Annotated in this window: 22 protein-coding genes; 11 read left to right on the top strand and 11 right to left on the bottom strand. The window is 63.2% G+C overall.

The features are described from left to right. Positions 1–129: 129 nt before the first annotated feature. Complete coding sequence (locus OJHNALOF_RS05455; protein WP_165661411.1) at positions 130–3603, bottom strand: PAS domain-containing hybrid sensor histidine kinase/response regulator; 3474 nt, start codon at positions 3601–3603, stop codon at positions 130–132. Further along, the gene (locus tag OJHNALOF_RS05450) at positions 3600–4745 is read right to left on the bottom strand and encodes a 3-phenylpropionate MFS transporter (protein ID WP_165661410.1); all 1146 of its coding nucleotides are present in this window, start codon (positions 4743–4745) and stop codon (positions 3600–3602) included. The genes OJHNALOF_RS05455 and OJHNALOF_RS05450 overlap by 4 nt, the downstream gene beginning before the upstream one ends. An 85-nt stretch (positions 4746–4830) precedes the next feature. Between OJHNALOF_RS05450 and OJHNALOF_RS05445 the strand changes: the two genes are divergently transcribed. From OJHNALOF_RS05445 to OJHNALOF_RS05430, 4 genes are all read left to right on the top strand, one after another. Then, positions 4831–5730 (top strand): ChaN family lipoprotein, encoded by a 900-nt coding sequence (locus tag OJHNALOF_RS05445; RefSeq protein WP_165661409.1) that lies wholly within the window; start codon positions 4831–4833, stop codon positions 5728–5730. 65 nt (positions 5731–5795) lie between these two features. After that, positions 5796–6128, top strand: a complete 333-nt coding sequence (locus OJHNALOF_RS05440) for a multidrug efflux SMR transporter (RefSeq protein WP_094200101.1) — start codon at positions 5796–5798, stop codon at positions 6126–6128. 1 nt (position 6129) lies between these two features. After that, positions 6130–6849, top strand: a complete 720-nt coding sequence (locus OJHNALOF_RS05435; protein WP_165661408.1) for a glycerophosphoryl diester phosphodiesterase — start codon at positions 6130–6132, stop codon at positions 6847–6849. 101 nt (positions 6850–6950) lie between these two features. Beyond that, positions 6951–8336 carry a DEAD/DEAH box helicase gene (locus OJHNALOF_RS05430; RefSeq protein ID WP_165661407.1) on the top strand — a complete coding sequence of 462 codons (1386 nt, stop codon included), beginning with the start codon at positions 6951–6953 and terminating at the stop codon, positions 8334–8336. A gap of 78 nt (positions 8337–8414) precedes the next feature. Here OJHNALOF_RS05430 and OJHNALOF_RS05425 read toward each other — a convergent pair whose 3' ends face one another. After that, positions 8415–9572: a benzoate/H(+) symporter BenE family transporter gene (locus OJHNALOF_RS05425; RefSeq protein WP_165661406.1), complete on the bottom strand. Its 1158-nt coding sequence runs from the start codon at positions 9570–9572 to the stop codon at positions 8415–8417. A 95-nt stretch (positions 9573–9667) separates the two neighbouring features. On the opposite strand from OJHNALOF_RS05425, the gene OJHNALOF_RS05420 reads away from it, so the two are divergent. Beyond that, the gene (locus OJHNALOF_RS05420) at positions 9668–10228 is read left to right on the top strand and encodes a helix-turn-helix domain-containing protein (RefSeq protein WP_165661405.1); all 561 of its coding nucleotides are present in this window, start codon (positions 9668–9670) and stop codon (positions 10226–10228) included. Here the strand turns inward: OJHNALOF_RS05420 and OJHNALOF_RS05415 are convergent, their stop codons facing one another. Together OJHNALOF_RS05415 and hutZ are read right to left on the bottom strand one after the other, a co-directional pair. Continuing rightward, the gene (locus OJHNALOF_RS05415) at positions 10229–10666 is read right to left on the bottom strand and encodes an HPP family protein (protein WP_165661404.1); all 438 of its coding nucleotides are present in this window, start codon (positions 10664–10666) and stop codon (positions 10229–10231) included. Positions 10667–10798: 132 nt separating this feature from the next. Next, positions 10799–11335, bottom strand: coding sequence for a heme utilization protein HutZ (hutZ, locus tag OJHNALOF_RS05410; protein ID WP_165661403.1), 537 nt, complete (start codon positions 11333–11335; stop codon positions 10799–10801). Between the two features lie 349 nt (positions 11336–11684). On the opposite strand from hutZ, the gene OJHNALOF_RS05405 reads away from it, so the two are divergent. From OJHNALOF_RS05405 to ettA, 6 genes are all read left to right on the top strand, one after another. Continuing rightward, a complete protein-coding gene (locus OJHNALOF_RS05405) occupies positions 11685–12374 on the top strand; it encodes an energy transducer TonB (RefSeq protein WP_165661402.1) in 690 nt (229 codons plus the stop codon). A gap of 3 nt (positions 12375–12377) precedes the next feature. Beyond that, positions 12378–12998 (top strand): MotA/TolQ/ExbB proton channel family protein, encoded by a 621-nt coding sequence (locus OJHNALOF_RS05400; protein WP_165661401.1) that lies wholly within the window; start codon positions 12378–12380, stop codon positions 12996–12998. Further along, a complete protein-coding gene (locus OJHNALOF_RS05395) occupies positions 12995–13417 on the top strand; it encodes a biopolymer transporter ExbD (RefSeq protein WP_165661400.1) in 423 nt (140 codons plus the stop codon). The genes OJHNALOF_RS05400 and OJHNALOF_RS05395 overlap by 4 nt, the downstream gene beginning before the upstream one ends. Positions 13418–13526: 109 nt before the next feature. After that, positions 13527–13721 carry a hypothetical protein gene (locus OJHNALOF_RS05390; RefSeq protein ID WP_094200113.1) on the top strand — a complete coding sequence of 65 codons (195 nt, stop codon included), beginning with the start codon at positions 13527–13529 and terminating at the stop codon, positions 13719–13721. A gap of 229 nt (positions 13722–13950) precedes the next feature. After that, positions 13951–15003 carry a BMP family protein gene (locus OJHNALOF_RS05385; protein WP_165661399.1) on the top strand — a complete coding sequence of 351 codons (1053 nt, stop codon included), beginning with the start codon at positions 13951–13953 and terminating at the stop codon, positions 15001–15003. A gap of 342 nt (positions 15004–15345) precedes the next feature. Then, positions 15346–17013: an energy-dependent translational throttle protein EttA gene (gene ettA, locus OJHNALOF_RS05380; RefSeq protein WP_165661398.1), complete on the top strand. Its 1668-nt coding sequence runs from the start codon at positions 15346–15348 to the stop codon at positions 17011–17013. 141 nt (positions 17014–17154) lie between these two features. Here ettA and OJHNALOF_RS05375 read toward each other — a convergent pair whose 3' ends face one another. The 6 genes from OJHNALOF_RS05375 to OJHNALOF_RS05350 all read right to left on the bottom strand — a co-directional run bounded on the left by OJHNALOF_RS05375 (position 17155) and on the right by OJHNALOF_RS05350 (position 24798). Continuing rightward, positions 17155–17991: an outer membrane protein OmpK gene (locus OJHNALOF_RS05375; protein ID WP_165661397.1), complete on the bottom strand. Its 837-nt coding sequence runs from the start codon at positions 17989–17991 to the stop codon at positions 17155–17157. A 129-nt stretch (positions 17992–18120) separates the two neighbouring features. Continuing rightward, positions 18121–19641 (bottom strand): tripartite tricarboxylate transporter permease, encoded by a 1521-nt coding sequence (locus tag OJHNALOF_RS05370; protein WP_165661396.1) that lies wholly within the window; start codon positions 19639–19641, stop codon positions 18121–18123. Between the two features lie 85 nt (positions 19642–19726). Further along, complete coding sequence (locus OJHNALOF_RS05365) at positions 19727–20176, bottom strand: tripartite tricarboxylate transporter TctB family protein (RefSeq protein WP_165661395.1); 450 nt, start codon at positions 20174–20176, stop codon at positions 19727–19729. Between the two features lie 80 nt (positions 20177–20256). Continuing rightward, entirely contained in the window at positions 20257–21237 is a 981-nt protein-coding gene (locus OJHNALOF_RS05360) for a tripartite tricarboxylate transporter substrate binding protein (protein WP_165661394.1), read from the bottom strand. Between the two features lie 416 nt (positions 21238–21653). Next, complete coding sequence (locus OJHNALOF_RS05355; RefSeq protein ID WP_165661393.1) at positions 21654–23294, bottom strand: thiamine pyrophosphate-binding protein; 1641 nt, start codon at positions 23292–23294, stop codon at positions 21654–21656. Between the two features lie 37 nt (positions 23295–23331). Then, positions 23332–24798, bottom strand: a complete 1467-nt coding sequence (locus tag OJHNALOF_RS05350; RefSeq protein WP_165661392.1) for an aldehyde dehydrogenase — start codon at positions 24796–24798, stop codon at positions 23332–23334. Positions 24799–24806: the final 8 nt, after the last annotated feature.

The following is a 24806-nucleotide window of genomic DNA, read 5'->3' as shown; positions in this document are numbered from 1 at the left end:
TTCACGCTTGCGTAATGGAATATTCGCCAGGGATGAGCCGTAGGTTGGCAATGAGCGCAGCGAATTCCAACAATCCGCCAGCGGCTTCGCGTTGTGGTTCGCTTCGCTCATCACAACCACTCATTCCTCTTATTCCCCTTTCACCAGATGCTGCAGCAGTGCCCGCAGTTTCAGCGGTTTGACCGGCTTACTCAGGTAACCGAGATCTAGCGGCTGCAGTTGCTGCTGCAGCTCGGGCTGGCGGTCGGCACTGATCACCACCGCCGGAATGCGTCCGAATTCCAGCCGTAACATGTTGATCACCGACACCCCGTTTTCCCCGTCGTCCAGGTGATAGTCCGACAGGATCACCGCCGGAACAAAGCCGTTGTGACACAACGCCCTGGCCTGATCTCCGCTGCCGGCCAGCCTCACCTCGCAGCCCCAGCGCGTCAGCAGGCTTTCCATGGCGGTGAGAATGTTCGCCTCGTTGTCCACACAAAGCACCCGCAGCCCGGCCAGCCGGTCACCGCTTCTGGCCGGTATCGGGGCCGGCGCCAGATCATCGACGGCCTGGCTCGAGCGGGCCAGGGTCACGCCAAACACCGACCCCCGGCCTTCCTCGGAGCGCACACTCAACCGGTGCCCCAGCACCCCCGCCAGCCCCTGGGCAATGGCAAGGCCCAGGCCCAGGCCCAGGCCCTGCTGATGGCGCTGACCCGGCTCCAGCCGAGTGAACTCGTCAAAAACCACATCCAGCTTGTCGGCAGGAATGCCGGGGCCGTTGTCCCATACCTCGATGCGTACCTGCTCTCCGTCCCGGCGCAGGCCCAGCACGATATGGCCGCCGGGACTGTAGCGCAGGGCATTGGTGAGAAAGTTCTGCAGAATGCGCCGCAACAGTCGGGGATCACTGTGCACCACGATGTCGCTGGCCACCACACTCAGGCGCGCGCCCTGCTGCTCGGCCAGCACACCGAACTCTGCCCTGAGGGTGCCGAACAGCTCAGCGATGGCGAAATTCCGGGGTTTGGCGGTGAGCTTGCCCGACTCCAGCCGGGACATGTCGAGCAAATCGGCAATCAGTTCCTCCGCCGCCGTCAGCGAGCGGTCGATGTGCCCGGCCAGACGACGGCTTTCATCATCGCCGGAAGTTTCCAGCCAGGACGAGGCAAACAGTTTGGCGGCGTTGAGGGGCTGCATCAGATCGTGGCTGACCGCCGCCAAAAAGCGGCTCTTGGACGCATTGGCGAGCTCCGCCTGGCGGTTGGCCGCCAGCAGTTGCTCGTTCACCGCCGACAGCTCCCGGGTGCGCTCCGCCACCCGCTGCTCCAGCATGACGTTGGCGTCCTTCAGTACCTGCTCGGCCTGACGAAAGGTGGTGATGTCGCTGAAGGTCATGACAAAGCCGCCGCCGGGCATGGGGTTGCCCTGCATTTCGATCACTCGGCCGTCGGGCCGAATGCGGGACGACACATGACGGCTGCCCGCCTTCATGTATTCCACCCGTCGGCTGACGTGTTGCTCCACCTCACCGGGGCCGCACAGCCCCTTTTCGGCGTTATGGCGAATGATGTCGGCAATGGGCCGCCCCACCCGCACCAGTCCGGCCGGATACTGAAACAGCTCCAGATATCGGCGGTTCCAGGCCACCAACCGCAGCTCCTTGTCCACCACCGAAATGCCCTGGCCGATGTGCTCGATGGCCCCCTGCAACAGGCCTCGGTTAAAACGAAACACATCTCCGGCCTCATCCACTATGGTGGCCAGCTCTTCCAGCTCCATGGAGCGCCCCTGCAGGGCCGAGGCCAGCACCAGCCGGGCCGAGGAGGTGCCGAACACCCCCGCCAGCACGCGCTCGGTATGGCGAATGAGGCTGGCCGGTGCCTGCATGCTGCCTTCCAGGGTGCCCTGCTCACCGGCGTAACGGGCAAAGGCGCGCCGCACCCTGGACTCGCCCACGAAGCGTGCCGCCAGCTGCTCCAGATCCCGCACCGTGACCTTGGCCCGGTACACGTCGCCATCGTCCTTGTGCTGCCGGCCCACAAAGGCGGCGGCCTGAAAACGTTCGCTCACCGAGGGCACCGACAGCCAGGAGCCCAGCAGGTAACCGGCCAGGTTGCACAACAGGCTGAGCAATATGCCCCAGGTCACCGGGCTCATCTCGGCCAGCCAGCCCAACGCCGGCGGGGTCAGCAGCCAGAGCACCACGTTGGTGCTGGCATCGCCGGCAAAGAGTCCGGTTTCCGCCATCAGGTTGAGCAGCCACATCAGCATGCCCAGGCTCAGGCCCCAGTAGGCGCCGCGCCGGTTGCCGCCACGCCACAGCAGCCCCAGCACCAGGGCCGGGGCAAACTGGGCAATGGCGGCAAAGCTGAGGTAGCCGATGCGCGCCAGGCTGCTGATGTCGCCCAGCCACAGAAACACCAGCCAGGCGGTGGCCATGATCACCATGATGGCGGTGCGGCGCACGTTGAGCAGCAACTGGGCCACGTCTTCAAAGCCGGCCCCCTGCAGCTGGCGGCGGCGCAATATCATCGGCAGCACCAGATCGTTACTGATCATGATGGCCAGGGCGATGGTGGAAATGATCATCATGCCGGTGGCCGCCGAGGCGCCGCCGATAAAGGCCAGCATGGCGAGGTTGGGATGCCCCAGATTCAGCGGAAGGCTGATCACATAGGTATCGGGCGAGGTGCCCGCCGACAGCCACTGCTGGCCCGCCAGCGCCAGGGGCAGCACCAGCAACCCGAACAGCAGCAGGTACACCGGAAAGATACGCCGGGCCCAGCGCAGATCCGCCGGCCCGTGGTGCTCCACCACCGCCACGTGAAACTGGCGCGGCAGGCAGATAACGGCACTCATCGACAGCAGGGTATACACGCCGATGTCGAGCAGGTGACCGCCGCTGACCACGCTCAGTGAGGCGATAAAGTCCTCGGTGATCATCACCCGCTGCTGGTTGGGAAAGGCCAGTACCAGCCAGAGCGCAAAGCCCCCCACCACGATAAAGGCAATCAGCTTGACCACCGACTCGGCGGCAATGGCCACAATAACGCCGCGCTGATGCTCGGTGGCATCGATATGACGGGTGCCGAACAGCAGAATAAACAGGGTAAACAGCAGGGTTACCATCAGCGCCACTTCGCCCGCATCCCGGCCGGCGCCGGCCACCACCTCCGGTGCCATCAGGTTCAGCCCCATCACGATGGCCTTGAGCTGCAGCGCGATATAGGGCAGTACGCCCACGATGGCGATCAGGGTGATAAACACCGCCAGCCGCTGGGATTTGCCGTAACGGGCGGCGATAAAGTCGGCGATGGAGGTAATGTGTTCACGCTTGGCCACCTCGATCAGCCGGGCCACAAAGCGCCCGCCCAGGGTGAACATCAGAATGGGGCCGAGGTAGATGGTAAAAAAGGTCCAGCCGTCGGTGCTGGCCTGCCCCACGGTGCCGAAAAAGCTCCAGGAGGTGCAATACACCGCCAGTGACAGGCTATAGAGCAGGGGGCGCAGCCGGCGCACATGGCCGCCCATGCGCGGTCGGTCGCCCAGCCAGGCCAGCAGAAACAGCATGCCCAGATAGGCCAGGGAAATATTGATGACGGTCCAGCCCTGCATCATGATTGCGTTTGCTCCTTGTTCAGGGGACCGGTCAGCAGCCAGGCCACCGGCAGCACCGCCGCCGCCATCAGCCAGTAGGTCTGCCCGCCCAGGCTCGGGTAAAGCAGTCCCGACAGCATCAGCAGCAGCCCCGGAGCCAGGCCGCTGGACACCGCCGCATACAATGCCTGGGCACCAAACGCCGCCTCGCCCGCCAGCTCCCCGCTGATAAAGCGCACCGCCCCCAGGTGGGTGAAGCCAAAACTACCCGCATGCAGCACCTGGGCCAGCACCAGCCAGAAGGGATCCGTGGTGGCGCCCAGTAGCAGCCAACGGCACAGGGCGCAGATCATGCCCGCCATCAGCAGGCCGCTGGCCGACCAGTGTCCCAGCCAGCGTTTATAAAACATAAACACCAGAATCTCCGCCAGTACCCCCAGCCCCCACAGATAGCCGATGATGCTGGAGTTGTAGCCCTGTTGCTGCCAGTGCAGGGCGCTGAAGCCGTAATAAAAGGCGTGGCTGCCCTGCAGCAGTGAGGTCACCAGCAAAAATCGGCCCACACCGGGGCGCTTCAGCACCTGCAACAGCGAAGCGGCCCGGCGGCCGGTAGCGGGCTCTTGCGGCGCCGGCGAGATCGGCGCAAAGGACAACAACGACAGCAGCGCCAGCGACAGCACCATGCCGTGCAATATCCACTGGCTGCCAAAATGGTCATTGAGCATACCCACTATCAGGTTGGCGCCGATAAAGGCCACCGAGCCCCACAGCCGGGCCCGGCCGTAATCCAGCTGCACCTGCACAATATACCGGCAGGCCATGGCCTCTCCCGCCGGGATCAGCGAGGAATAAATCAGATTGGCCAGCAGGGTCAGCACCAGCAGGGCAACGCTCGACTGCCAGCCGTAAAAGGCGGTGAACACCAGCAGGCTGGCCAGGGCCAGGCCGCGAATGGCGGGCACTAGATGAGTGGCGGTACGAATGCAGCTCATCACCCCCAGGTTGCCCAGGCAACGCACCGCCATGCCCAGGCCCAGCAACAGGCCAATAAAACCGGCACTGGCCCCGGCGCCTTGCAGCCACAGGGCCCAGTAGGGAAGAAAAGTGCCAAAACTGAAAAAGTACAGGCCAAAAAACAGAGAAAGCCAGTTGGCGGGCGTCATTCCGGTTACGGTTTGAGGATGATGAAAGCTATGATAACCCCTTGATGACAAATTGCCGTAACCCATTGCCTCAAAAGGTGACTCAATGCGCGCACTGACCACCCTGCTGCTTATACTGCTGGCCGGCTGCCAGGTCCAGGCCGAACCGCCCGCCACCCTGTATGACTTCACCCTGTACGACGCCGACGACGAGCGCCAGCCGTTGGAGCGGGCCGCCCGACGGCTGGCCAGTGCCGATGTGATCATGGTGGGGGAGCTGCACGGCCATGCCGGCGTGCATCATTTTCAGGCCGAGTTGCTGGCTGCCCTGCTGGCTCAGCCTCGTCCGCTTGCCCTGGCCATGGAGCAGTTCAGCCGCGACAAGCAGGCCGAGGTCAACGCCTATCTGGCAGGAGAGCGGGGCGAAGACGCCTTTATCAAGCGGGCCGACGCCTGGCCCCATTACCGCAGCGATTATCGTCCCCTGATAGAGCTGGCCAAAGCCGCCGGCATTGAGGTGATTGCCGCCAACGCTCCCCGCCACATCGTACGCTGCGTGGGCAGCCGGGGGCCGGATTATCTGGCCCGTTTGCCCGCCGGCGAACGCCGCTGGGTGGCCGACCGGCTCACGTTGAATGACGATGCCTACAAGGCCCGCTTTATGGCCAGCCGCTTTCACGGCCAACCCCCCACGGAAAACCAGTTTGCCGCCCAGACCAGCTGGGATGACACCATGGCCGAAAGCATTACCAACTACCTTGAGCGACAGCCCGGCCACACAGTCATGCTCACCGTGGGTCGCTTTCACATCGCCGATGCCCTGGGCACCGCCCAGCGTTTGGCCCTGCGCAACCCCGGGCTCAAAATCGTGCTGATCTACCCGGTGCTGCCCGGTGAAAGCACGCCACCGGCGCCCCTCTGGCGGCTTGAGGTGCAGGCGCTGCCCGATGCCCGCCTGCCCGACGAGCCCCTGCCCGCCGTGGTGATCAGCGAACCGGACTGCTGACCCCTTTCGCTATACCTTGCTTTCAGGCACAGTAAGCCCTTCTCACCAACCGCGACGAAAATAACATGAACGCATATCTGCTGCTGGCCCTGGCCATTGTCGCCGAAGTGGTGGCCACCACGGCGCTCAAGGCATCTGCCGGTTTTACTCGGCTTGGTCCGTCACTGACGGTGGTGGCCGGCTACGGCCTCGCCTTCTGGCTGCTGGGCCTGGTGGTAAAAACCATGCCGGTGGGCGTGGCCTACGCCATCTGGTCCGGTGCCGGCATCGTGCTGGTGACCCTGCTGGCGGTGCTGTTTTACCGCCAGATTCCGGACTTTCCGGCCATGCTCGGCATGGGCCTGATCATTGCCGGAGTGGCGGTGATCCAACTCTGGTCCAACAGTGGCGGGCACTGAGATGATCATTTGCGGACATCGCGGCGTCGCCGCCCTGGCACCGGAAAATACGCTGGCCGGCCTGCGCGCCGCACATGCACTCGGGCTTGAATGGGTGGAAATCGACGTGCAGCTCAGCCGCGATGATGAGGTGGTGGTGATCCACGATGACACCGTCAACCGCTGCAGCAATGGCCGGGGCAAAGTGCGCCAGCTGGAATGGCCCGAGCTCGCCCGGCTGGATGCCGGCGGCTGGTTTGGTGCCGAATTTGCCGGCGAACCCCTTCCCCGGCTGGCGGATTACCTCGATCAGGCCCAAGCCTTTGGTATTCGGGTCAACATCGAACTGAAAATTCATCCCGGTGACGATGCCGCCCGGCTGTGCCGGCGAGTCAGCGAGGTGGTCACCCGGCTTCCCTCGCCCCAGAATGCCCTGCTGTTTTCCAGCTTTGACCCCGCCTGCCTGGCTCACCTGCGGCAACTGTCCCCGAGCATTGCCCGCGGCCTGCTGGTGGAGCACCTGCCCGCCGACTGGCACGCACAGTTGCTCAGACTCAACTGCATCGCCCTGCACTGCAATCATCACAACCTGACGCGGGCTCAGGCCAACGCGGTCAAGGCCGCCGGATTTTTACTGCACTGCTACACCGTCAACGATCCCGCCCGCATGCACACGCTCGAGGCCTGGGGAGTGGACATGATCTTTACCGACGACCCAAAGGAGTATCGGCCCACGGCCTAGCGCCTTTTTATGGCTTTTGGCGCTTTTCTGTTATCATGCCGCCACTTTGCCCACCGGCAATCCCTCAATCGTCCGCCAGGACCTTGTTAGTTCGGAGTCTCATGTCATTTGCTTCCCTCGGCCTGAACGAAAACCTCGTTCAAGCCATTAACGAATGTGGCTACACCCAGCCGACCCCCATTCAGCAACAGGCCATTCCGCTGGTTCTGAAGGGCGGCGATCTGCTCGCCGGCGCCCAGACCGGCACCGGCAAGACCGCCGGCTTTGGCCTGCCCATGCTGCAGCGCCTGAGCGAAACCCAGGCCCGCCCCCTGGCCAACGGCCGGGCGCCGGTGCGCGCCTTGGTGCTCACCCCCACCCGTGAACTGGCCGCCCAGGTAGAAGAAAACTTGCGCGCCTATGCCAAGCACACCAAGCTGCGCACCCTGGTGATGTTTGGCGGGGTCAGCATCAACCCGCAAATGAAGGCCCTGGGCCGCAAGGTTGACGTGGTGGTGGCCACCCCGGGACGGCTGCTGGATCATGTGTCCCAACGCTCCATCGATCTGTCGCGCATTGAAATGCTGGTGCTGGACGAAGCCGACCGCATGCTCGACATGGGCTTTATTCGCGACATTCGCCGAGTGCTGGCACTGCTGCCGAAACAACGGCAGAACCTGCTGTTTTCCGCCACCTTCTCCGACGAGATCAAGGCGCTGGCGGAAGATCTGCTGCACAAGCCCGAGCACATTGAAGTGGCCCGCCGCAACGCCACCGCCGAGACCATTTCCCAGCGCTTTTTCGAGGTGGACAAGGGCCGCAAGCGCGCCCTGCTCAGCTACCATATCGGCCATCACAACTGGCGCCAGGTACTGGTGTTTACCCGCACCAAGCACGGTGCCAACCGCCTGGCCGAACAACTGGGCAAGGACGGCCTGCCGGCCATGGCCATTCACGGCAACAAGAGTCAGGGTGCCCGCACCAAGGCCCTGAGCGAGTTCAAGAACGGCGGCATTCGCGTACTGGTGGCCACCGATATCGCCGCCCGCGGCATCGACATCAGCGAGCTGCCCCACGTGGTCAACTATGAGCTGCCCCATGTGGCGGAAGACTATGTGCACCGCATTGGCCGTACCGGCCGGGCCGGCAGCAACGGCGAAGCGCTGTCACTGGTGAGCGCCGACGAAAAGCCGCTGCTGAAGGCCATTGAGAAGCTGATCAAGCAGAGCGCCGATCTCGAACAGGTAGCCGGCTTTGAGCCCGATCCCAATGCCCCCAAGGAAGCCCCCGAGCCGGCTCGTGGCAACCGTGGCCGCAATGGTGGCGGCCAGCGCTCTGGCGGTCAGCGCAATGGTGGTAACGGTGGCCAACGCAATGGCCAACGTGCCGGTGGCAACCGCAGCGGCGGCAACGCTCAGCGCTCCGGCAACCGCAGCGGTAATGGCGACGGTCAACGCACCGGCGCCCCCCGTCGCCGCTCACGCCCTCAGGCCGAGCACAGCAGCTGACAGCAAAACCCCGGGCCAGGACCCGGGGTTTCTATTTCTCTTGCGCACCCTCTTTCCCGGCTAGCATCCAGTCTGCCGTTATACCGCTTCCCGCTTGAGCCGTCGATGGTTCAGCCAGTGTACTCCCCCGCCAATCACCAGCCCCCAGAAGGCACTGCCAATGCCCAGCAAGGACATCCCGGACGCCGTCACCATAAAGGTGAGCAGGGCCGCATCCCGCTCGTCACGCAATGCCACGGTCAGGCTGTTACCTATGGTGCCCAGCAGTGCCAGGCCGGCAATGGCCATAATGAGCTCTTTGGGCAGGGCCGCAAACAACGACACCACGGTGGCGGCAAACAGGCCCATCAGAACATAAAACAGGCCGGCCCAGAGAGTGGCTCTGTAACGCCGCTCGGGCGCGGCATCCACGTCGGGGCCCATGCAGATGGCCGCGCTGATCGCCGCCAGGTTAAAGGCAAAGCCGCCAAAAGGTGCCAGCACCACTCCGGCCAGGCCGGTCACGCTCACCAGCGGAGAGGCCGGCACCTGATAGCCATGGGCGCGCAGCACCGCCACACCGGGTACGTTTTGCGAGGCCATGGTGACCACGAACAAGGGAATGCCCACGCCAATCAGGCTGGCCAGGCTGAATGCCGGCCAGGTGAGCACCGGCATGGCCGGCCGCCAGTCGAGCCGCTCCAGGTGCAGCAGGCCCGAGCCCGCCGCCAGCGCCAGACCGGCCAGCAGGCACAGCGGGATCACATAGCGAGGCAGCCGCCGGCGCAACGCCAGATAGACCGCCAGCATGGCGATTACCAGCAAGGGGGCGCTTTGCACCGACACAAACAGGTCCAGGCCAAAGTTAAGCAGCACCCCCCCCAGCATGGCCGCCGCCAGGCCACCGGGCAGCAGCCGCATAATGTGATCAAACCAGCCGGTCAGGCCGCACACCAGCAACAGCACTGAGCTGAACATAAATACGCCCACCGCTTCCCCCATGGGCAGGCCGGCCAGGGCCGTGACCAGCAGCGCCGCCCCCGGTGTGGACCAGGCGGTGAGCACCGGCTGGCGGTAACGCAGGGTCAGCAACAGGGTGGTCAGCCCCGAGCCCAGTCCCAGCGCCCACATCCAGGAGCCGGTCTGGGCCTGGCTGGCGCCGGCCGCCGACGCCGCCTGAAAGATAATGGCGGCCGAACTGCTGTAGCCGACCAGCACCGCAATAAAACCGGCGGCAAGGTGGGAAAGACTGAACATGGGGGTCTCCGCAATGTGCGTTATAACGCATGGGTAAGCCATGCTAGCAAATGTATGTTATAACGCACAACAGAAAAACCAGAGGGAGCCGAGCAATGAAAGAGCTGAATCAACACCTGGCCGCCACCCTGAAACGGCTGCGTGCCGAGCAGGGCTGGAGCCTGGATCGCTGCGCACAGGCCACCGGGGTCAGCAAGGCCATGCTGGGTCAGATTGAACGGGGCGAGTCGAGCCCTACCGTGGCCACCCTGTGGAAGATTGCCGGCGGCTTCAACACCTCGCTGTCTACCTTTCTCGAGCCGGTGCCCGAGCCCGGCCCGGGACCGCTGTTTCGGCAACCTGACCGCCTGCGCCAGCAACCGGCCGGGGACGGCATGCTGGTGGCACCACTATTTCCGTTTGAGACACGGTTTGGCTTTGAAATGATGGAGCTGACCCTGCTGCCGGGCTATCACCGACAATCAGATCCGCATGAACCCGGCGTGATTGAGCATGTGATTGTGCGTCAGGGCGAACTTGAACTACTGCTGGAAGGGCGCTGGCAAGCCCTGGCACCGGGCGCGGCGGTGCGCTTTAACGCCGACCACCCCCACGGTTACCGCAACCGAAGCGACTCGCCCGTGGTGTTTTACAACCTCATTCACTACCCGGCCTGATCAGGCCGGGCGCGCCCGCAACAGCTCGGCACATAGGCGCACAAAGTCCGATGAGGTGACCATGCCCTGCAACCTGCCCTGTTCGTCCACCACCGTCAGGCAGCCATGCTTGTTGCTGAGAAAGAACTCCACCACCTCGGTCAGCGGCGCCTGCACATCCACACTTTCCATATCGGCATCGAGGATCTCCATCACGCGGCACTGTCGCTCGCGCCGCTCCAGGGCGTTGACCCCGTAGTCGGCCAACAGCCGCATAATGGTGGCAATCATGCGCTTTTGAGTGAGCACCCCCAACAGCTTGCCGGTCAGCGGATCCACCACCGGAATATGGCGTATGCCTTTTTCCCGCATCAGCTCGTGGGCATCCTGCAGGGTTGAGGTCTGATCCAGGGTCAACAGTTCGCGGGTCATGATGTCGCCAACGGATTGCAAGGCCATAGAAAGCTTCCTTTTTCTGTTCATCACGATTAAGGCAAAGTATGTGCCCTGTTTTGGCACAGTGCAGCGACGGTTGCAACAAAAAGCCCGCCGACCTGACGGACCGGCGGGCTTTGCCACTCCTCCTCGTGCTTACTGGCCGGCGGCCAGCGGCTGGTGGCCATCGGTCAGGGGCAGCACATCCACCAGATCGTCACCGCTGACCGCAAAGGCCTGACCAAAGCCCTTGACGAACAGTCCCTGAGTGGGGACCAGCCGGAACAGGTGAAAGTCACCCATGCCGGCCAGGCCGGTCACGATATCGCCATGACGCGCGGTGAGTGCCGCCACCCCGGCCTGCCAGGCTTGAGTGTCACGCGCCACCCGTTCGGGACTGGCGTCAAAGGTCAGGCGCTTGCGGGCAAACAGGGTGCGGCTGTCCTGCTCATCTTCCACCATCATCAGCGATACTTTGGGGTTGGCCAGCAGGTTGCGGGCATGGCGGGCCAGTTCGCTTATCAAAATGTAATAGCCGTCCTTCAGCAGGGCAAAGGGCGCATAACTGACGTTGGGCTGCCCTTCGGCATCCACCGTGGCCAGCAGCAGGGCTTTCATGCTGTCCCGGAATTCGCGGATTTCCGGCTCCAGACGCCCCTGCAGCCGGGCCTGCTTTTCTGTCTGGTCAACCATGTGGTAACTCCTTCAGTGCATGAAAGGCGCCGATCTGCTCGGGAAACCGCTTCCCTTTATCGTCGCGGCCCAGGTAAATTTTAAGAATGAATACAGTGGCCGGCATCATAAAACACCATGACGTGGACCTCTTTGCCCCGGCTCGGCGGCCAGCGGCGCCTTAACCCTGTCGGTCAGTTCACGCATGTTTTCCCTCAATCATCAGTGGGAACAGGGCTATCAAGGGTAAACAAAGGCTATTTTAGCCTCGAGAGTAATGCAACCCATTATCATTTAAATAGACATTGATATAAAAATCCGTATGCTGTGAGCCTCATTCTTTCCCATTTGATTTGTTAAGGGTTTAATCGTGAGCCTGAAACGCTACGGCCTCTTCATTGTGACCTCGCTTCTGCTGCATGGATTGCTGGTCCAGGCCATGGAACGTCAGCCGCTGGAAATGGCCCTGGCACCGGCCGATAACCCCGGTCCCATCAGCGTGCAGATGATGCCGGCCGTGGCCAAGCCCGCGCCCCCGGAGCCGCCCAAGCCGGACCCCAAACCCAAGCCGGAGCCGGTGAAACCCAAACCGACGCCAAAACCAAAGCCGGAACCCAAGCCAAAACCCAAACCGCAGCCAAAGCCGGTGCCTAAGCCCGAGCCCAGGCCCGAACCAAAACCGCAGCCCAGGCCCGAGCCGACTCCGCAGCCTGCGCCGGCTCCCGAGCAGGTAAAGGAAACGCCCAAGCCGCAGCCCCAGCAGGCCAAGGACAGCGCGCCCAAACGCATTGAAAAACCGAGTTTTCGCACGCGGCCGTCGCCCATTGCCTATCCCTCCCAGGCCCGCCGCCGCGGACTGGAAGGCACGGTGGTGGTGGAAGTGTGGCTGGACGAGCAGGGCAAGCAAACCAAACGGGTGCTGGCCCGCTCTTCCGGCGTGAGCGTGCTCGACAACACCGCGCTCAAGGCCATCGCCAAATGGCGTTTTTCCGCCTATGTGGAAAACGGCAAGGCCCTGGCCCACCGTGTACAAATTCCTATTCGTTTCAAACTGGACTAAATCATGGCGTTTCTTAATCAACTGCACTCACAACTGGGCCTGATGAGCTGGCCCCTGATCATCTGCTCCATTATCACCCTGGCACTGTGGCTGGAGCGCGGGCTGAGCCTGCTCTGGACCAGCCTGCGCGGCGAGCAGGAAAAACGCCGGCTGCGCCGTCAGGGGCTGGTATGGCCCCAGGAAGATACCGGCCGGGCGGCGTCACTGATGCTGCAGGGCTGTCAGTTGCTGATGATGCATCAGGACTGCCCCAAGCCAATTCGCGAAGACCTGGCCGCGGTCTGGCTGCAACAGCAGCGTCGCCGGCTGCATGCCGGTTTGCGGGTGCTGACCCTGGTGGGCGTTATCAGCCCGCTGCTGGGCCTGCTGGGCACCGTTCTGGGGCTGATTGAAATGTTCAAAAGCATCGGTGAAAGCGGTGACCCGGTTACCCCAACCCTGCTGGCCGACGGCCTGGGTCTGGCCATGAGCACGACCGCCGCCGGCCTGCTGATCGCCCTGCCTGCCATCGCCGGCGCCCAGCTGTTCGGGCTCTGGGCCGATCGCCTGCTTGACCGCCTGACCCACGAGCTGAACCGCTGCAACCTGCACCTGGAAGGCCTCAAGGTAGGGGAAGCCGCATGATCAAAAGCCCGGACGCCGGCAACAGCGGCTGGCGCGCCCTCACCCCGGACATCACTCCCCTGCTCGATATCATATTTATCGTGCTGGTATTTTTGTTGCTCACCGCCAATATTCCGCTGCAGTCCCTTGAGGTAGAGCTGCCCAAAACCGACAGTGAGGCGCTCTCTGTGGTGCAGGAGGACAAGAGCATGACCATCAACATGATGGCGGGCAGCCCGGCCTGGGCACTGCAGGGAGAAAAGTATGAAGACTGGGCGGCGTTCAAGCCGGTGCTTGAACAGAACCTGGAGGCCCTGAAGAAGGCGGAGCTGATGCTGGCGTCGGACAGCACGGTCACCGTGGACAACATGATGAAGCTGCTGGCCTTTTTGCAGGAGCATGAGATTCAGGCCACCCAGATCCTGATGGAAGAAGAGTAATAACCACGTGCCGGCCTCGGGGTGCAGACAAAAAATAGTCAGCCACTCCACTTCTGGCCCGGCGCGTGCCGTGATATAAGCAAACCTTCCTGTTACCGGAAGTGCTTCAATGAAAAAAATCAAAATAAGAAAAGGCTTGCTCTCCTGCGTGCTGATGATGGCGTTGTGGACGCCGCTGCTGGTGTCCGCCGCCGCCATCGACAAACACGCGCAAAAACCGGTCTGGATGGACTGGGCCTTTCTCGGCAACACCGTGGTGTCTGCCTGCCTGACCCGCTGGTGCAACCACAGGGATCCGGACTAATACCTCGCCGCAGGGACGCGGCCTTCTCCTTCCATCAGGCCTGCCTGACCTGTCACTGCGTTCCCCCCAAACCTGATCACACATTTGTTTTACTCAACGCCAATTTTTGTGATCAAAAACTCAAGTAAAACAACATAGCGTTAACATCAGTACGGCATCGGTATAGTGTTGCCAGCAGCAATAAGGTTTACAACCAACAACCAACGCAGAAACAATCAAGGAAGAAATTATGCACAAATTAGGACGTAACCTGCTCATCGCCGCCGGCCTGGCCCTCTCTCCCCTGGCCCAGGCCATGGCTGCCGACACCGATATTGCCGTGCTGATCCCCGGCAAGCATGACGACGGCGGGTTTATGCAGGCCGCCCACCGGGGCTATGAGAAGATTCGTGATCAGCTGGATGTAAACGCCAGCTTTGTATCCAATATCTCCGCCACCTCCGATCCCGTGCTGCTCACCGAGGCCATGCGCGAGCTGGCCCAAAAGGGCCCCGACATGATCATTGCCCACGGCGGCCAGTGCAACGGCCCGGCCCAGACCGTGAGCCAGGAATTCCCCGATATCAAGTTTGTGGTGATTCAGGGCCATGTGCAGGGCCCCAACCTGTCCAGCTATGTGGTGCGCCAGGAAGACTCCGCCTGGCTGGCGGGCGCCCTGGCAGGCCTGACCACAAAATCGAACGTGGTGGGTCATATCTCCGGTGCCTGGCCCAAGCCGGGCCTGATCGGTCGCGCCGCCTTCTATGACGGCCTGATGCACGTCAACCCCGACGCCAAATACCTGACCTGGTTCACCGGCGATCTGGACAACACCGGCATCAACGCCGAGGCCGCCGCCGCCGAAATCGCCCATAATGCCGATGTGATCTACACCATGCTCAACGCCGGTCGTCAGGGTGTGATTGACGAGATCAAAAAGCACAACGGCGAGGTACGCCACATTGGTAACGTGTCGGACTGGACCCAGGTGGATGACACCTTTGTGGGCTCGGCGGTGGCCGACGCCAGCGTGGCCATTTTGAACGCCGCCCAGGACTTCACCACAGGCAAATGGCAGCCCGACCGAATTACCGAAATCGGCCTGGGCCAGGGCGACGTGGTCAAGCTGACCCTGGCAGAAGACGTGTCTCCCGAGGTGCGTGCCAAACTGGATGAACTGGCAGAAAAGCTGATCAGCGGCGAGATCACCATGAACACCACCTATGAAGGTAAGGAATTCCACCCCGCCACCGGTGATTTTGTGGACCAGTCGTTCAAGGAAACCCTGAAAACCAAGTCCTGATCCTGTCTGTTGAATAACTGAGCGCCTTCGGCGCTGATGCGGGCGGGCCGCCCGCGCTCCAGTGAGTAGGTTGGCGATGAGCGCAGCGAATCCCAACATTTCGCAGCCGCCAGCGTGTTGGAATTCGCTGCGCTCATTCGCAACCTACCCTGCTTCGCATAACCGCCATTCCTGCCAGCCAGGATCTTCGCTTTTTCACCCCACTCGCCTCTGGCATTCCCCGCCAAGCCAAGTACCATATAGCGCCATGGCCCTGCGTTGGCCGCGGGCTGGTTCACAGCCTGCCCCTGTGATCTGTCAATACGGCCTGTCAACTCACTGATTTATCAGGACAATATAGAAATGGCTCAATTTGTTTACACCATGCACCGCGTGGGCAAGGTGGTTCCGCCCAAGCGTCATATTCTGAAAAATATCTCCCTGTCGTTCTTCCCCGGCGCCAAAATCGGCGTACTGGGCCTGAACGGCGCCGGTAAATCCACCCTGCTGCGCATCATGGCCGGCATCGACACCGAGATTGAAGGTGAAGCCCGCGCCCAGCCCGGCATCAAGATCGGTTACCTGCCCCAGGAGCCCCAGCTCAACCCCGAGCATACCGTGCGCCAGGAAGTAGAAGAAGGCGTGGCCGAAGTGGCCGGCGCCCTGAAAGAGCTGGACGCCGTTTACGCCGCCTATGCCGATCCGGACGCCGACTTCGACAAGCTGGCCAAGCGCCAGGGCGAGCTGGAGGCCATTATTCAGGCCCACGACGGCCACAACCTGGACAACCAGCTTGAGCGCGCCGCCGACGCCCTGCGCCTGCCGCCCTGGGATGCGGTAGTAGGCAAGCTGTCCGGTGGTGAGCGCCGCCGGGTGGCCATGTGCAAGCTGCTGCTGGAAAAGCCCGACATGCTGCTGCTCGACGAACCCACCAACCACCTGGACGCCGAGTCCGTGGCCTGGCTGGAGCGTTTCCTGCACGACTACGAAGGTACCGTGGTGGCCATTACCCACGATCGTTACTTCCTCGACAACGTGGCCGGCTGGATCCTGGAGCTGGACCGGGGCGAAGGCATTCCCTGGGAAGGCAACTACTCTTCCTGGCTGGAGCAAAAGGATCAGCGCCTGTCTCAGGAAGCCTCTTCCGAAGCCGCACGCCAGAAGTCCATTCAGAAGGAACTGGAGTGGGTGCGCCAGAACCCGAAAGGCCGCCAGGCCAAGTCCAAGGCCCGTATGGCCCGCTTTGAAGAGCTGCAGAACCAGGATTTCCAGAAGCGCAACGAGACCAACGAGCTGTTTATTCCGCCCGGTCCGCGCCTGGGTGACAAGGTGGTGGAAGTCGAGAACCTGACCAAGTCCTACGGCGACCGCGTGCTGATCGACGATCTGTCATTCAGCATTCCCAAGGGCGCCATCGTCGGCATTATCGGCCCCAACGGCGCCGGTAAATCCACCCTGTTCCGCATGCTCACCCAAGCCGAGCAGCCGGACGGCGGTAACATCAACCTGGGTGACACCGTGCAGCTGGCCTCGGTGGAGCAGTTCCGCGACGCCATGGACAACAACAAGACCGTGTGGGAAGAAGTGTCCGGCGGCCTCGACATGATGCGCATCGGCAACCTGGAAATCCCCAGCCGCGCCTACCTGGGCCGGTTCAACTTCAAGGGCACCGATCAGCAGAAGCGAGTCGGCGAGCTGTCCGGTGGTGAACGCGGCCGCCTGCACATGGCCAAGCTGCTGCAGACCGGCGGCAACGTGCTGCTGCTCGACGAACCCACCAACGACCTGGACGTGGAAACCCTGCGCGCCCTGGAAAACGCCCTGCTGGAATTCCCCGGCTGCGCCATGGTGATCTCGCACGACCGCTGGTTCCTCGACCGTATCGCCACCCACATCCTGGACTACAAGGACGAGGGTAAGGTGGAATTCTTCGAAGGCAACTTCACCGAATACGAAGAGTGGAAGAAGAAAACCTACGGCGCCGAAGCCATTCAGCCCAAGCGCATCAAGTACAAGCGCATCGCCAAGTAAGCGCACCCGCTCATGCCAAAGCCCGCTAACGCGGGCTTTTTCATATCTGGCTGGGCGCCGGTCACAACCGGACTTGCCCCCACACCGCGGCCATGGCCGCGTGTTAATACCGATGCGGGAGCCTTTCGGCAAGCGCCCGGCTTAGAAATGCCACTCCATATTCAGGGTAGGTGCATCGGTATCGACGCCCGGCTTGCCGTGGTTACCATACTTGTTGCGCCAATATTCGTATCCCACCCCAAGCCAAAAGATGTTCTTCTTGTTGAAGGCCAGCTGACCCACGTCCAGCATCAGCGAGGCGCGCAGCAGGTGCTCCGGCTTGGTCTCGCTGTTGAAATAGTCTTTCCCCTTGGCGCCGTTGTAATTGGTGAATCCCTGGAACTTCATCGGCAGGCCGACGGCCTCGAACGGCAAACCCCAGGCCAGGTTGATCTGATAGTAGGGATCGAAACTCAGATCCTGATGGGTGCAGAACGCCAGGCCACAATGGTTGCTCTCGCGGGCATAATAGAGGCTCAGATCGAGAAAACCGGGCACGTCGAACTTCAGGGTCGGTCCCACTGCCAGAAAGCGCTTGCGCGGCGCAAAGGCCGAGTTCTTGGTATTGAGATCGAAACCGGCGGTCAACGCCACTTCCTTCACCGGGCCAAAGCCGAGGTCGGTGTCAAACAGCTTACCCAGATGCAGCTGGTGACGATAGGCCAGGTAAAACTCGGTTGCACCATCACTGCTGCCATTGGCCGGATCCTCACTGCCGGACTTGAGTACGTCCAGGTTAAAGTAGTTCTGGCCCAGGGAATAACCGCTGGCATGGGTCAACTGCACGATGTTTTTGCTCACATCCCGCGCATTGTTAGGCTCGGTAAACTCGGAGCCATAGCGGTAGCCGATAAAGGTATCGGACCAGGTGGCCGCCTGCAGCGGGACAGACACGGTAAAGGTCATGGCCGCAAGGGTGGCCAGTTTGTGCAATTTCATCCGTTTATTACTCCATTAAATACCGGCCGGGTGGCCGGAATACTCCTGAAAAATGACGGTACGCCGCCCACAGACAAGGGATCCGGGCCAGATCTGACCCGGGGATTGCCGGGGTTAGCAAAACGGGGGTTAAGAAACCTGGGGCGCGACCGGGGCGCCGGACTCCCGCATCAACTTCCTGAGCGCGCCCCAGGCTGCCCATGACAACAGGGCGACACAAAGGAACAAGAGTCCGGCGCTCAGCGGCCGCTCGACAAAGGTCATGGGATCACCGCGGGACAACAGCAGGGCCCGGCGCAGGTTCTCCTCCAGCATGGGACCCAGCACGAAGCCCAGCAGCAGGGGCGCCGGGTTGAAGCCCAGCTTGGCCAGCAGGTAGCCGGCCGCCCCCACCAGCGACACCACGTAGACGTCGAACACATTGTTGTTGACGCTGTAGACCCCGAGGCAGATAAACACCAGTATCGCCGGATAGAGCATGCTGAAGGGGATCCGCACCAGCGACACCCAGATGCCGATCAGCGGCAGGTTCAGTACCAGCAGCATCAGGTTGCCGATGCCAAAGCTGACAATCAGCCCCCAGAACATGGCCGGGTTTTCCGACACCATCAGCGGCCCGGGCTGGATGCCGTGGATCATCATGGCGCCCAGCATCAGCGCCATCACCACGTCTCCGGGAATGCCCAACGTGAGGGTGGGAATGAAGGCGGTCATGGCGCCGGAGTTGTTGGCCGCCTCGGGCCCGGCCACCCCTTCCAGCGCGCCCTTGCCGAAGCGCTCCGGCTCCCTGGATACCTTCTTCTCCACCGCATAGGAAATAAATGAAGCAATGGCGGCCCCCGTCCCCGGCATGGCGCCGAAAAAGCTACCGATGGCGGTGCCCCGCAGCACGGGACACACCGAACGCCGAACCTCGTCCCGCCCGGGCAGCATGGATCTCAGGTTGAAGCGCGTGTTGATACTGCCGGTCTCCCCCGCCCGGATGCTGGTAATCACCTCGGAGATGCCGAACAACCCCATGGCCAGGGCCACCAGGTTGATGCCGTCCATCAGCTCGGGCACCCCGAAGGTAAAGCGCGGCAGGCCGGTGTTCACATCGGTCCCTACCCCGCCCAGCAGCAGCCCCAGCACCACCATGGCCAGGCTCTTGGCCGGCGATCCGGAGCCCACCGCCGAGGCGGCGATCAGTCCCAGCAGCATCAGTGCAAAATACTCCGCCGGGCCAAAGGCCAGGCCCACCCGGGATAAGACGGAGCCGAGGCCGATCAGCATCAGAAGGCCGAGCATGGAGCCCACAAAGGAACTGGCCATGGCGGTAAAGAGCGCAACCCCCGCCTTGCCTTGTTTCGCCAGGGGATAGCCGTCCAGGCTGGTCACCGCCGACGACGGCGTGCCCGGCAGGTTGAGCAGGATGGAGGCGATGGAGCCGCCGTACTGGGAGCCGTAGAACACCCCGGCCAGCATGGCGATGGCGGCGGTGGAAGGAATGTAGTAGGTGATGGGCAGCAGCAGCGAAATGGCCGCCATGGCCCCCACCCCGGGCAATACCCCTACCAGGGTGCCCAGAAAAACGCCGATGAAACAATACAGCAGCATGCTCGGCTGGATAGCGGCCTGCAGTCCCAGCCATAGTCCGTCAAAAATATCCATTGTCTGTTCCTGGTTATCCTCAAGTCTCGAACCGACCGGTGCCCTGTTCAGGCGGATACCGGCCACAACGGTAAGTGCTCAGGCCTCAGCCACTCCAGGGCCAGGTCTTGATCGCCATGCCCAACCCCAGGGAAAAAATCAAATAGGCAATGAGGGCAATGCCCAGTGCCACCTTGCACTTGGTGCCCCAAGTCAGCTTGCGCTCGGGCACCAGGGCCAGCAGCACCGTCACCAGGGTGGCCACCACCAGGCCGCCCGAGGCCAGCAGTCCGCCAAACACCGCGATGCTGACGATGACAAAAAAGGCGCTGCCCCACTCGGTGCTTATCGGCTCGCCGGAGCGAAACCAGGCCGGTATGGCGATGCACATGCCCAGCAGCGCCAGCACCACACCCAGGCTCACCGGCAGGAAGCCGGGGCCCATATTGTGAACGCCGCCAAACTGATAATGCGTCTGGCCGTACCAGACGGCGAACAGGCCGACGGCAGCAAGTCCGACCCCTCCGATGATGCCTTTGATGTCACGCCTCAACATGGCAACCCCCTCCTCCTTGTTTCGCCATTTCCTTGTGGGGAGCCATCCCCACAAGGAAACGCCGCTTGCGCCGACCGCGCTCAACTACCCCGAATATCGAGACGTTCAATCAGGGCCGACAGGCGAGCATGGTCGTCCGCATTGATAGCCCCCAGGGCCTCCGGCTTGCCCCCCACCGGCACGGCGCCGAAGCTCGCCAGCTGCTCGACCACCTCGGGCAGCTGCAGTATCTCGTTCAGGTGCTTGTTAAGCAGTTGCACCACCTCATCATCGGTGCCTTTTGGCGCCATCATCCCGTGCCAGGCACCCAGCCGCACCTGGTCGTAGCCCTGCTCGGCCACGGTGGCCAGCTCCGGCATCACCGGCGAACGTTCCGGATCGGTCACCGCCACCGGCACCAACTGACCCGACTCGATCAACTGGGCCACGGGACCGTAGACCACATACCCCAGATCCACATGACCGGCGAGCAGATCCGGAATGATGGGCCCGATGCCCCGGTAGGGAATGTGCAGCGCCTTGATGCCGGCGGCGTTGTTGAGCCATTCGGCGGCGATATGCATGGGCGAGCCGGCGCCGGGGCTGGCGTAGTTAAGCGGCTTGCCATCGCGGGCCTGACCGACCAGATCCGCCACACTGGTGATGCCGGACTTGGGATTGGCCACCAGCAACACCGACTGCTTGCTGGCCAGGATCACCGGCTCGAAGCCGTTCAGCACGTCGTAACGGGATGCCTTGGGCAGGGCCATCACCAGGGGCGCCGTGGTGAAGGTGTTGGGCGTGAACAACAGGGTGTGACCATCGGCCTTGGCCCGGCTGACGTAACTGTTGCCGATGGTGCCCGCCGCTCCGGGGCGGTTTTCCACGATCACCGGCTGCCCCAGGCGGCTGGTGAGCTTGTCGGCGAACAGTCGGGCGATGGCGTCCACATCCCCGCCCGGCGGATAGGACACTACGATGGACACCGGCTTGCTGGGATAACCGTCGGCCTGTGCTCCCCCGGCCAGCAGGGCGGCGGAGGCCAGGGCCGCACCGATAAAAAGTCTGCGAGTCAATTCCATTTTGCTCTCCTTGGCACCTGAAGCGTGCCGTTGAATCCAGTGATGTCGGGTGATGCTCACCCTAAAAATTTCATATGTGAAACTTTGTTTCAAATACAATAAAACTCTAAATCGCTTTGTTTCTCCCTGTCAAACCCCAAAAGAAACATTTTTTTAACAATCGGCAACCGGACCTCCGGCCTGCCGGCAGGGCCCGCAACCACAGCGAGAAAAGGCAAAGGGAGCTCAGCCGGCAAATACCCAAACCGCGGGCACGGCAAGGCCACAGCGCGTCAGAGCGGCTGTTAGGCTAGGGTACCCGGCCGCAACGCAGGGCGCCGTCGGGACGCTGCACCTCTTCCCGGAACGGGAGGCCGGGGCAAGGGACCGCCGGCCCCGCTCCCTCGGAAGCGGGGCTGGTCAGCCCATTGTCTTGATCAGTACAACTTCTTCTGGGGCGGACCGGCGAAGTTGAGCGGGCCTATGCCGTTCATCTCCACTTCCACCAGGGCCGGTCCCTGCACCGCCATGGCCTCGCCGATGGCCTGTTCGAACTCGGCCAGGCTCGCCGCCTTCCAGCTGGCCAGGCCCACGGCCTCGCCCATGGCCTTGAAGTCGGGGGCATGCAGCTGGTTGAAGTACTGGCGACCACCGAAGTACTGGTTCTGGATGCCACGCATCACCCCGTAGCCGCCGTCGTTCATCACCAGCAGCACCAGGTTGGTCTGTTCCTGCACCATGGTCGCCAGCTCGCCCACCCCCAGCATCAGGCCACCGTCGCCCACCAGGCCCACCACCTTGCGTGCCGGGTTGGCCACGGCGGTACCGATGGCCATGGCCAGTCCCATGCCGATGGCGCCGGCCAGGGAGTGGATATTGGTATTGGGCGCCTGAATGGGAAACAACCGGCTGCCCCAGGTGCTACCGGACATGGTGATGTCGCGCACCAGGATGCCGTCATCCGGCAGCGCCGCCCGCAGCTGTCCGCAGAGGGTGGCATAGGGGCCGAGCTGCTCGGTGAGCGCCGCCACCGCCGCCGTTTTCGCCTCGGCGATGGCCCGGTCGAACTCGGGGTTGACCTTGGCCCGGTCCCGCAGCGCCGCCACTAGGGCGGCCAGCACCGGCTTGGCGTCGCCACAGATGAAATGGTCCACCGGGTAATTGCGCTGGGCCGCCGCCGGGTTGGCATCCACCTGATACAGGGGGCGCGGCAGGGCCAGGGAATAGGTGCGGGTCTCATTACTGCGCAGGCGCGAGCCCACCACCAGCGCCAGGTCACAATCGGCCATCAACGCCTCGACCGCCGCCGAGTTGTGGAAGGCACCCAGGCTGCGCGGGTGGGCATCGGGCAGGATGCCGCGGCCGTGGGTAGAGGAGATCACCGCCACCCCCAGATCCGCCAGTGCCGCCACTTCCTCGCTGCAGTGCAGGGCGCCGCCCCCCACCCACAGCAGCGGGCGCCTGGCCGCCGTCAGCGCCGCCGCCAGGGCGTCCAGCTCCTGCTCTGCCGGCGCCGGCTGCGCCAGGGGACGCACCGGGCCCAGCTCGGCGGGCAGGGTGATCTCCGCCGCCTGTACATCGATGGGCAGCTCCACGCTCACCGGTCCCATGGGCACTGTGGTGGCCACGCGGATCGCCTCACGCAACACGCCCACCGCCTGCTCCGGGCTGGTGATACGGAAGGCCGCCTTGCTGCTGGCCTTGAGGAAGGTCAGCTGATCCCGGGTTTCGTGGATGAAGCTGGCGTCCCGATCCAGGTATTCCCGCTCGACCTGGCCGGTGAGGTGGATCAGCGGGCTGGCGGCGTTCAGCGCCTCCAGCAGGGCACCCACGGCGTTGCCGGCACCGGCGCCGGTGCTGGTGATGGCCACGCCCAGGCCGGAGAAACGACCGTGGGCGTCGGCCATGGTCACGGCGCCGGCCTCTCCCCGGGCGGCCACGAAACGGATCCGTTCGCGCCGGCCGATGGCGTCGGCGATGGGCAGGTTGTGGATGGAGATGACCCCGTAGGCGCTGGTTACGCCGTGGGCTTCCAGTACCCGGGCGATGGCTTCGCCCACATTGACTCTGTTGCTCATAATGCTGTCCTTGTTCTGTTCAGTCGTTAGCCCGGGCTTAGCAGCACCAGGGGTTGGGTTGGTCACTCAGGCCCACGTAGATGCTCTTCTGCTGCATGTAGGCGAGCACGCCCTGACGGCCTTTTTCCCGGCCGAGACCACTTTCCTTGAAACCGCCGAAGGGAGCGGAAACCGAGAATTTTTTGTAGGTATTGATCCAGATGGTGCCGGCCTCGAGCCGACGCGCCAGGCGCCAGGCCCGGCGGAAGTCCTCGCTCCAGATGCCGGCGGCCAGGCCGAACACGCTGTCGTTGGCCTCGGCGACCAGCTGTTCTTCGTCGTCGAAGCGCATCACCACCAGCACGGGCCCGAAGATTTCCTCCTGGCATACCCGGGCACCGTTGGGCAGGCCGGCGATGATGGTGGGCGGATAGAAACAGCCCTCGGCCAGTTCCCCCTCGGTGAGCCGTTCGCCGCCGCACAGCACCTTGCAGCCCTCGGCCCGGGCCAGGGCCACGTAGTCGGCCACCGAGGCGAGGTGGGCCTCGTTGATAAGCGGCCCCATGTGAATGCCGGGACTCTCCGGGTGACCGACCCGCAGCTCCCGGGTCAGCTCCAGCAGCCGGGTGAGGAAACGATCGTAGAGGCTGCGATGCACGAACAGCCGGGAGCCGGCGATGCAGGCCTGGCCGGCGGAGCTGAAGATGCCGTAGACCACGCCCTTGGCGGCCAACTCGAGATCCGCGTCCTCCAGCACTATGGTGGGCGACTTGCCGCCCAGCTCCAGCGAGGTGGGGATCAACTTGTCCGCCGCCACATGGGCCAGGCGGCGACCGGTGTTGGTGCCGCCGGTGAAGGAAATCTTGCGCACCAGGGGGTGACGGGCCAGGGCCTCGCCCACCACGGAGCCGCGCCCCGGCAGTATGCTCAGCAGTCCCTTGGGCAGGCCGGCCTCCTCGAACAGTTTGGCCAGCTCCAGCGCCGCCAGCGGAGTGGCATCGGCGGGCTTGAGCAGCACGGCGTTGCCGCCGGCCAGGGCCGGGGCAATTTTCTGCATCTCGCTGGCGATGGGCGAATTCCAGGGGGTAATGGCGGCCACCACGCCGATGGGCTCATGCACGCTCAGGGTCATGAAATCCGGGGCGCGCGGAGTATTGAGCTGCTCGTCCAGGGTCTCGCAGGCGGCGGCGAAGTAGCGGGCGGTGCCGGCGGCGCTGGCCACCAGGGCCCGGGTTTCTGCCAGCGGCTTGCCGTTGTCCCGGGTCTGCAGGGCGGCCAATTGTTCGCTGCGCTGTTCGATCAGGTCCGCCACTCGGTACAGCACGGCGGCGCGCTGGTGCGGCAGGGACTGCCGCCAGGACGGATGGCGCCAGGCGCGCTCGGCGGCCTGCACCGCCTCTTCCACGTCCTCGACGCTGGCGGTGCCGACCTCGGCGTTGATGCTGCCGTCCGCCGGGAAGTGGCTGATGCTCACCGGGCCCCGGCCCTGGCGCCATTCGCCGCCGATAAAAATGGGTCTAACCATGACATGAC

This window comes from Oceanimonas sp. MB9, assembly GCF_011319775.1.
In the GTDB taxonomy this organism is placed as follows: domain Bacteria; phylum Pseudomonadota; class Gammaproteobacteria; order Enterobacterales; family Aeromonadaceae; genus Oceanimonas; species Oceanimonas doudoroffii.
The sequence above is the reverse complement of the archived record's forward strand: the minus strand, read 5'-3'. Positions and strand labels throughout refer to the sequence as shown.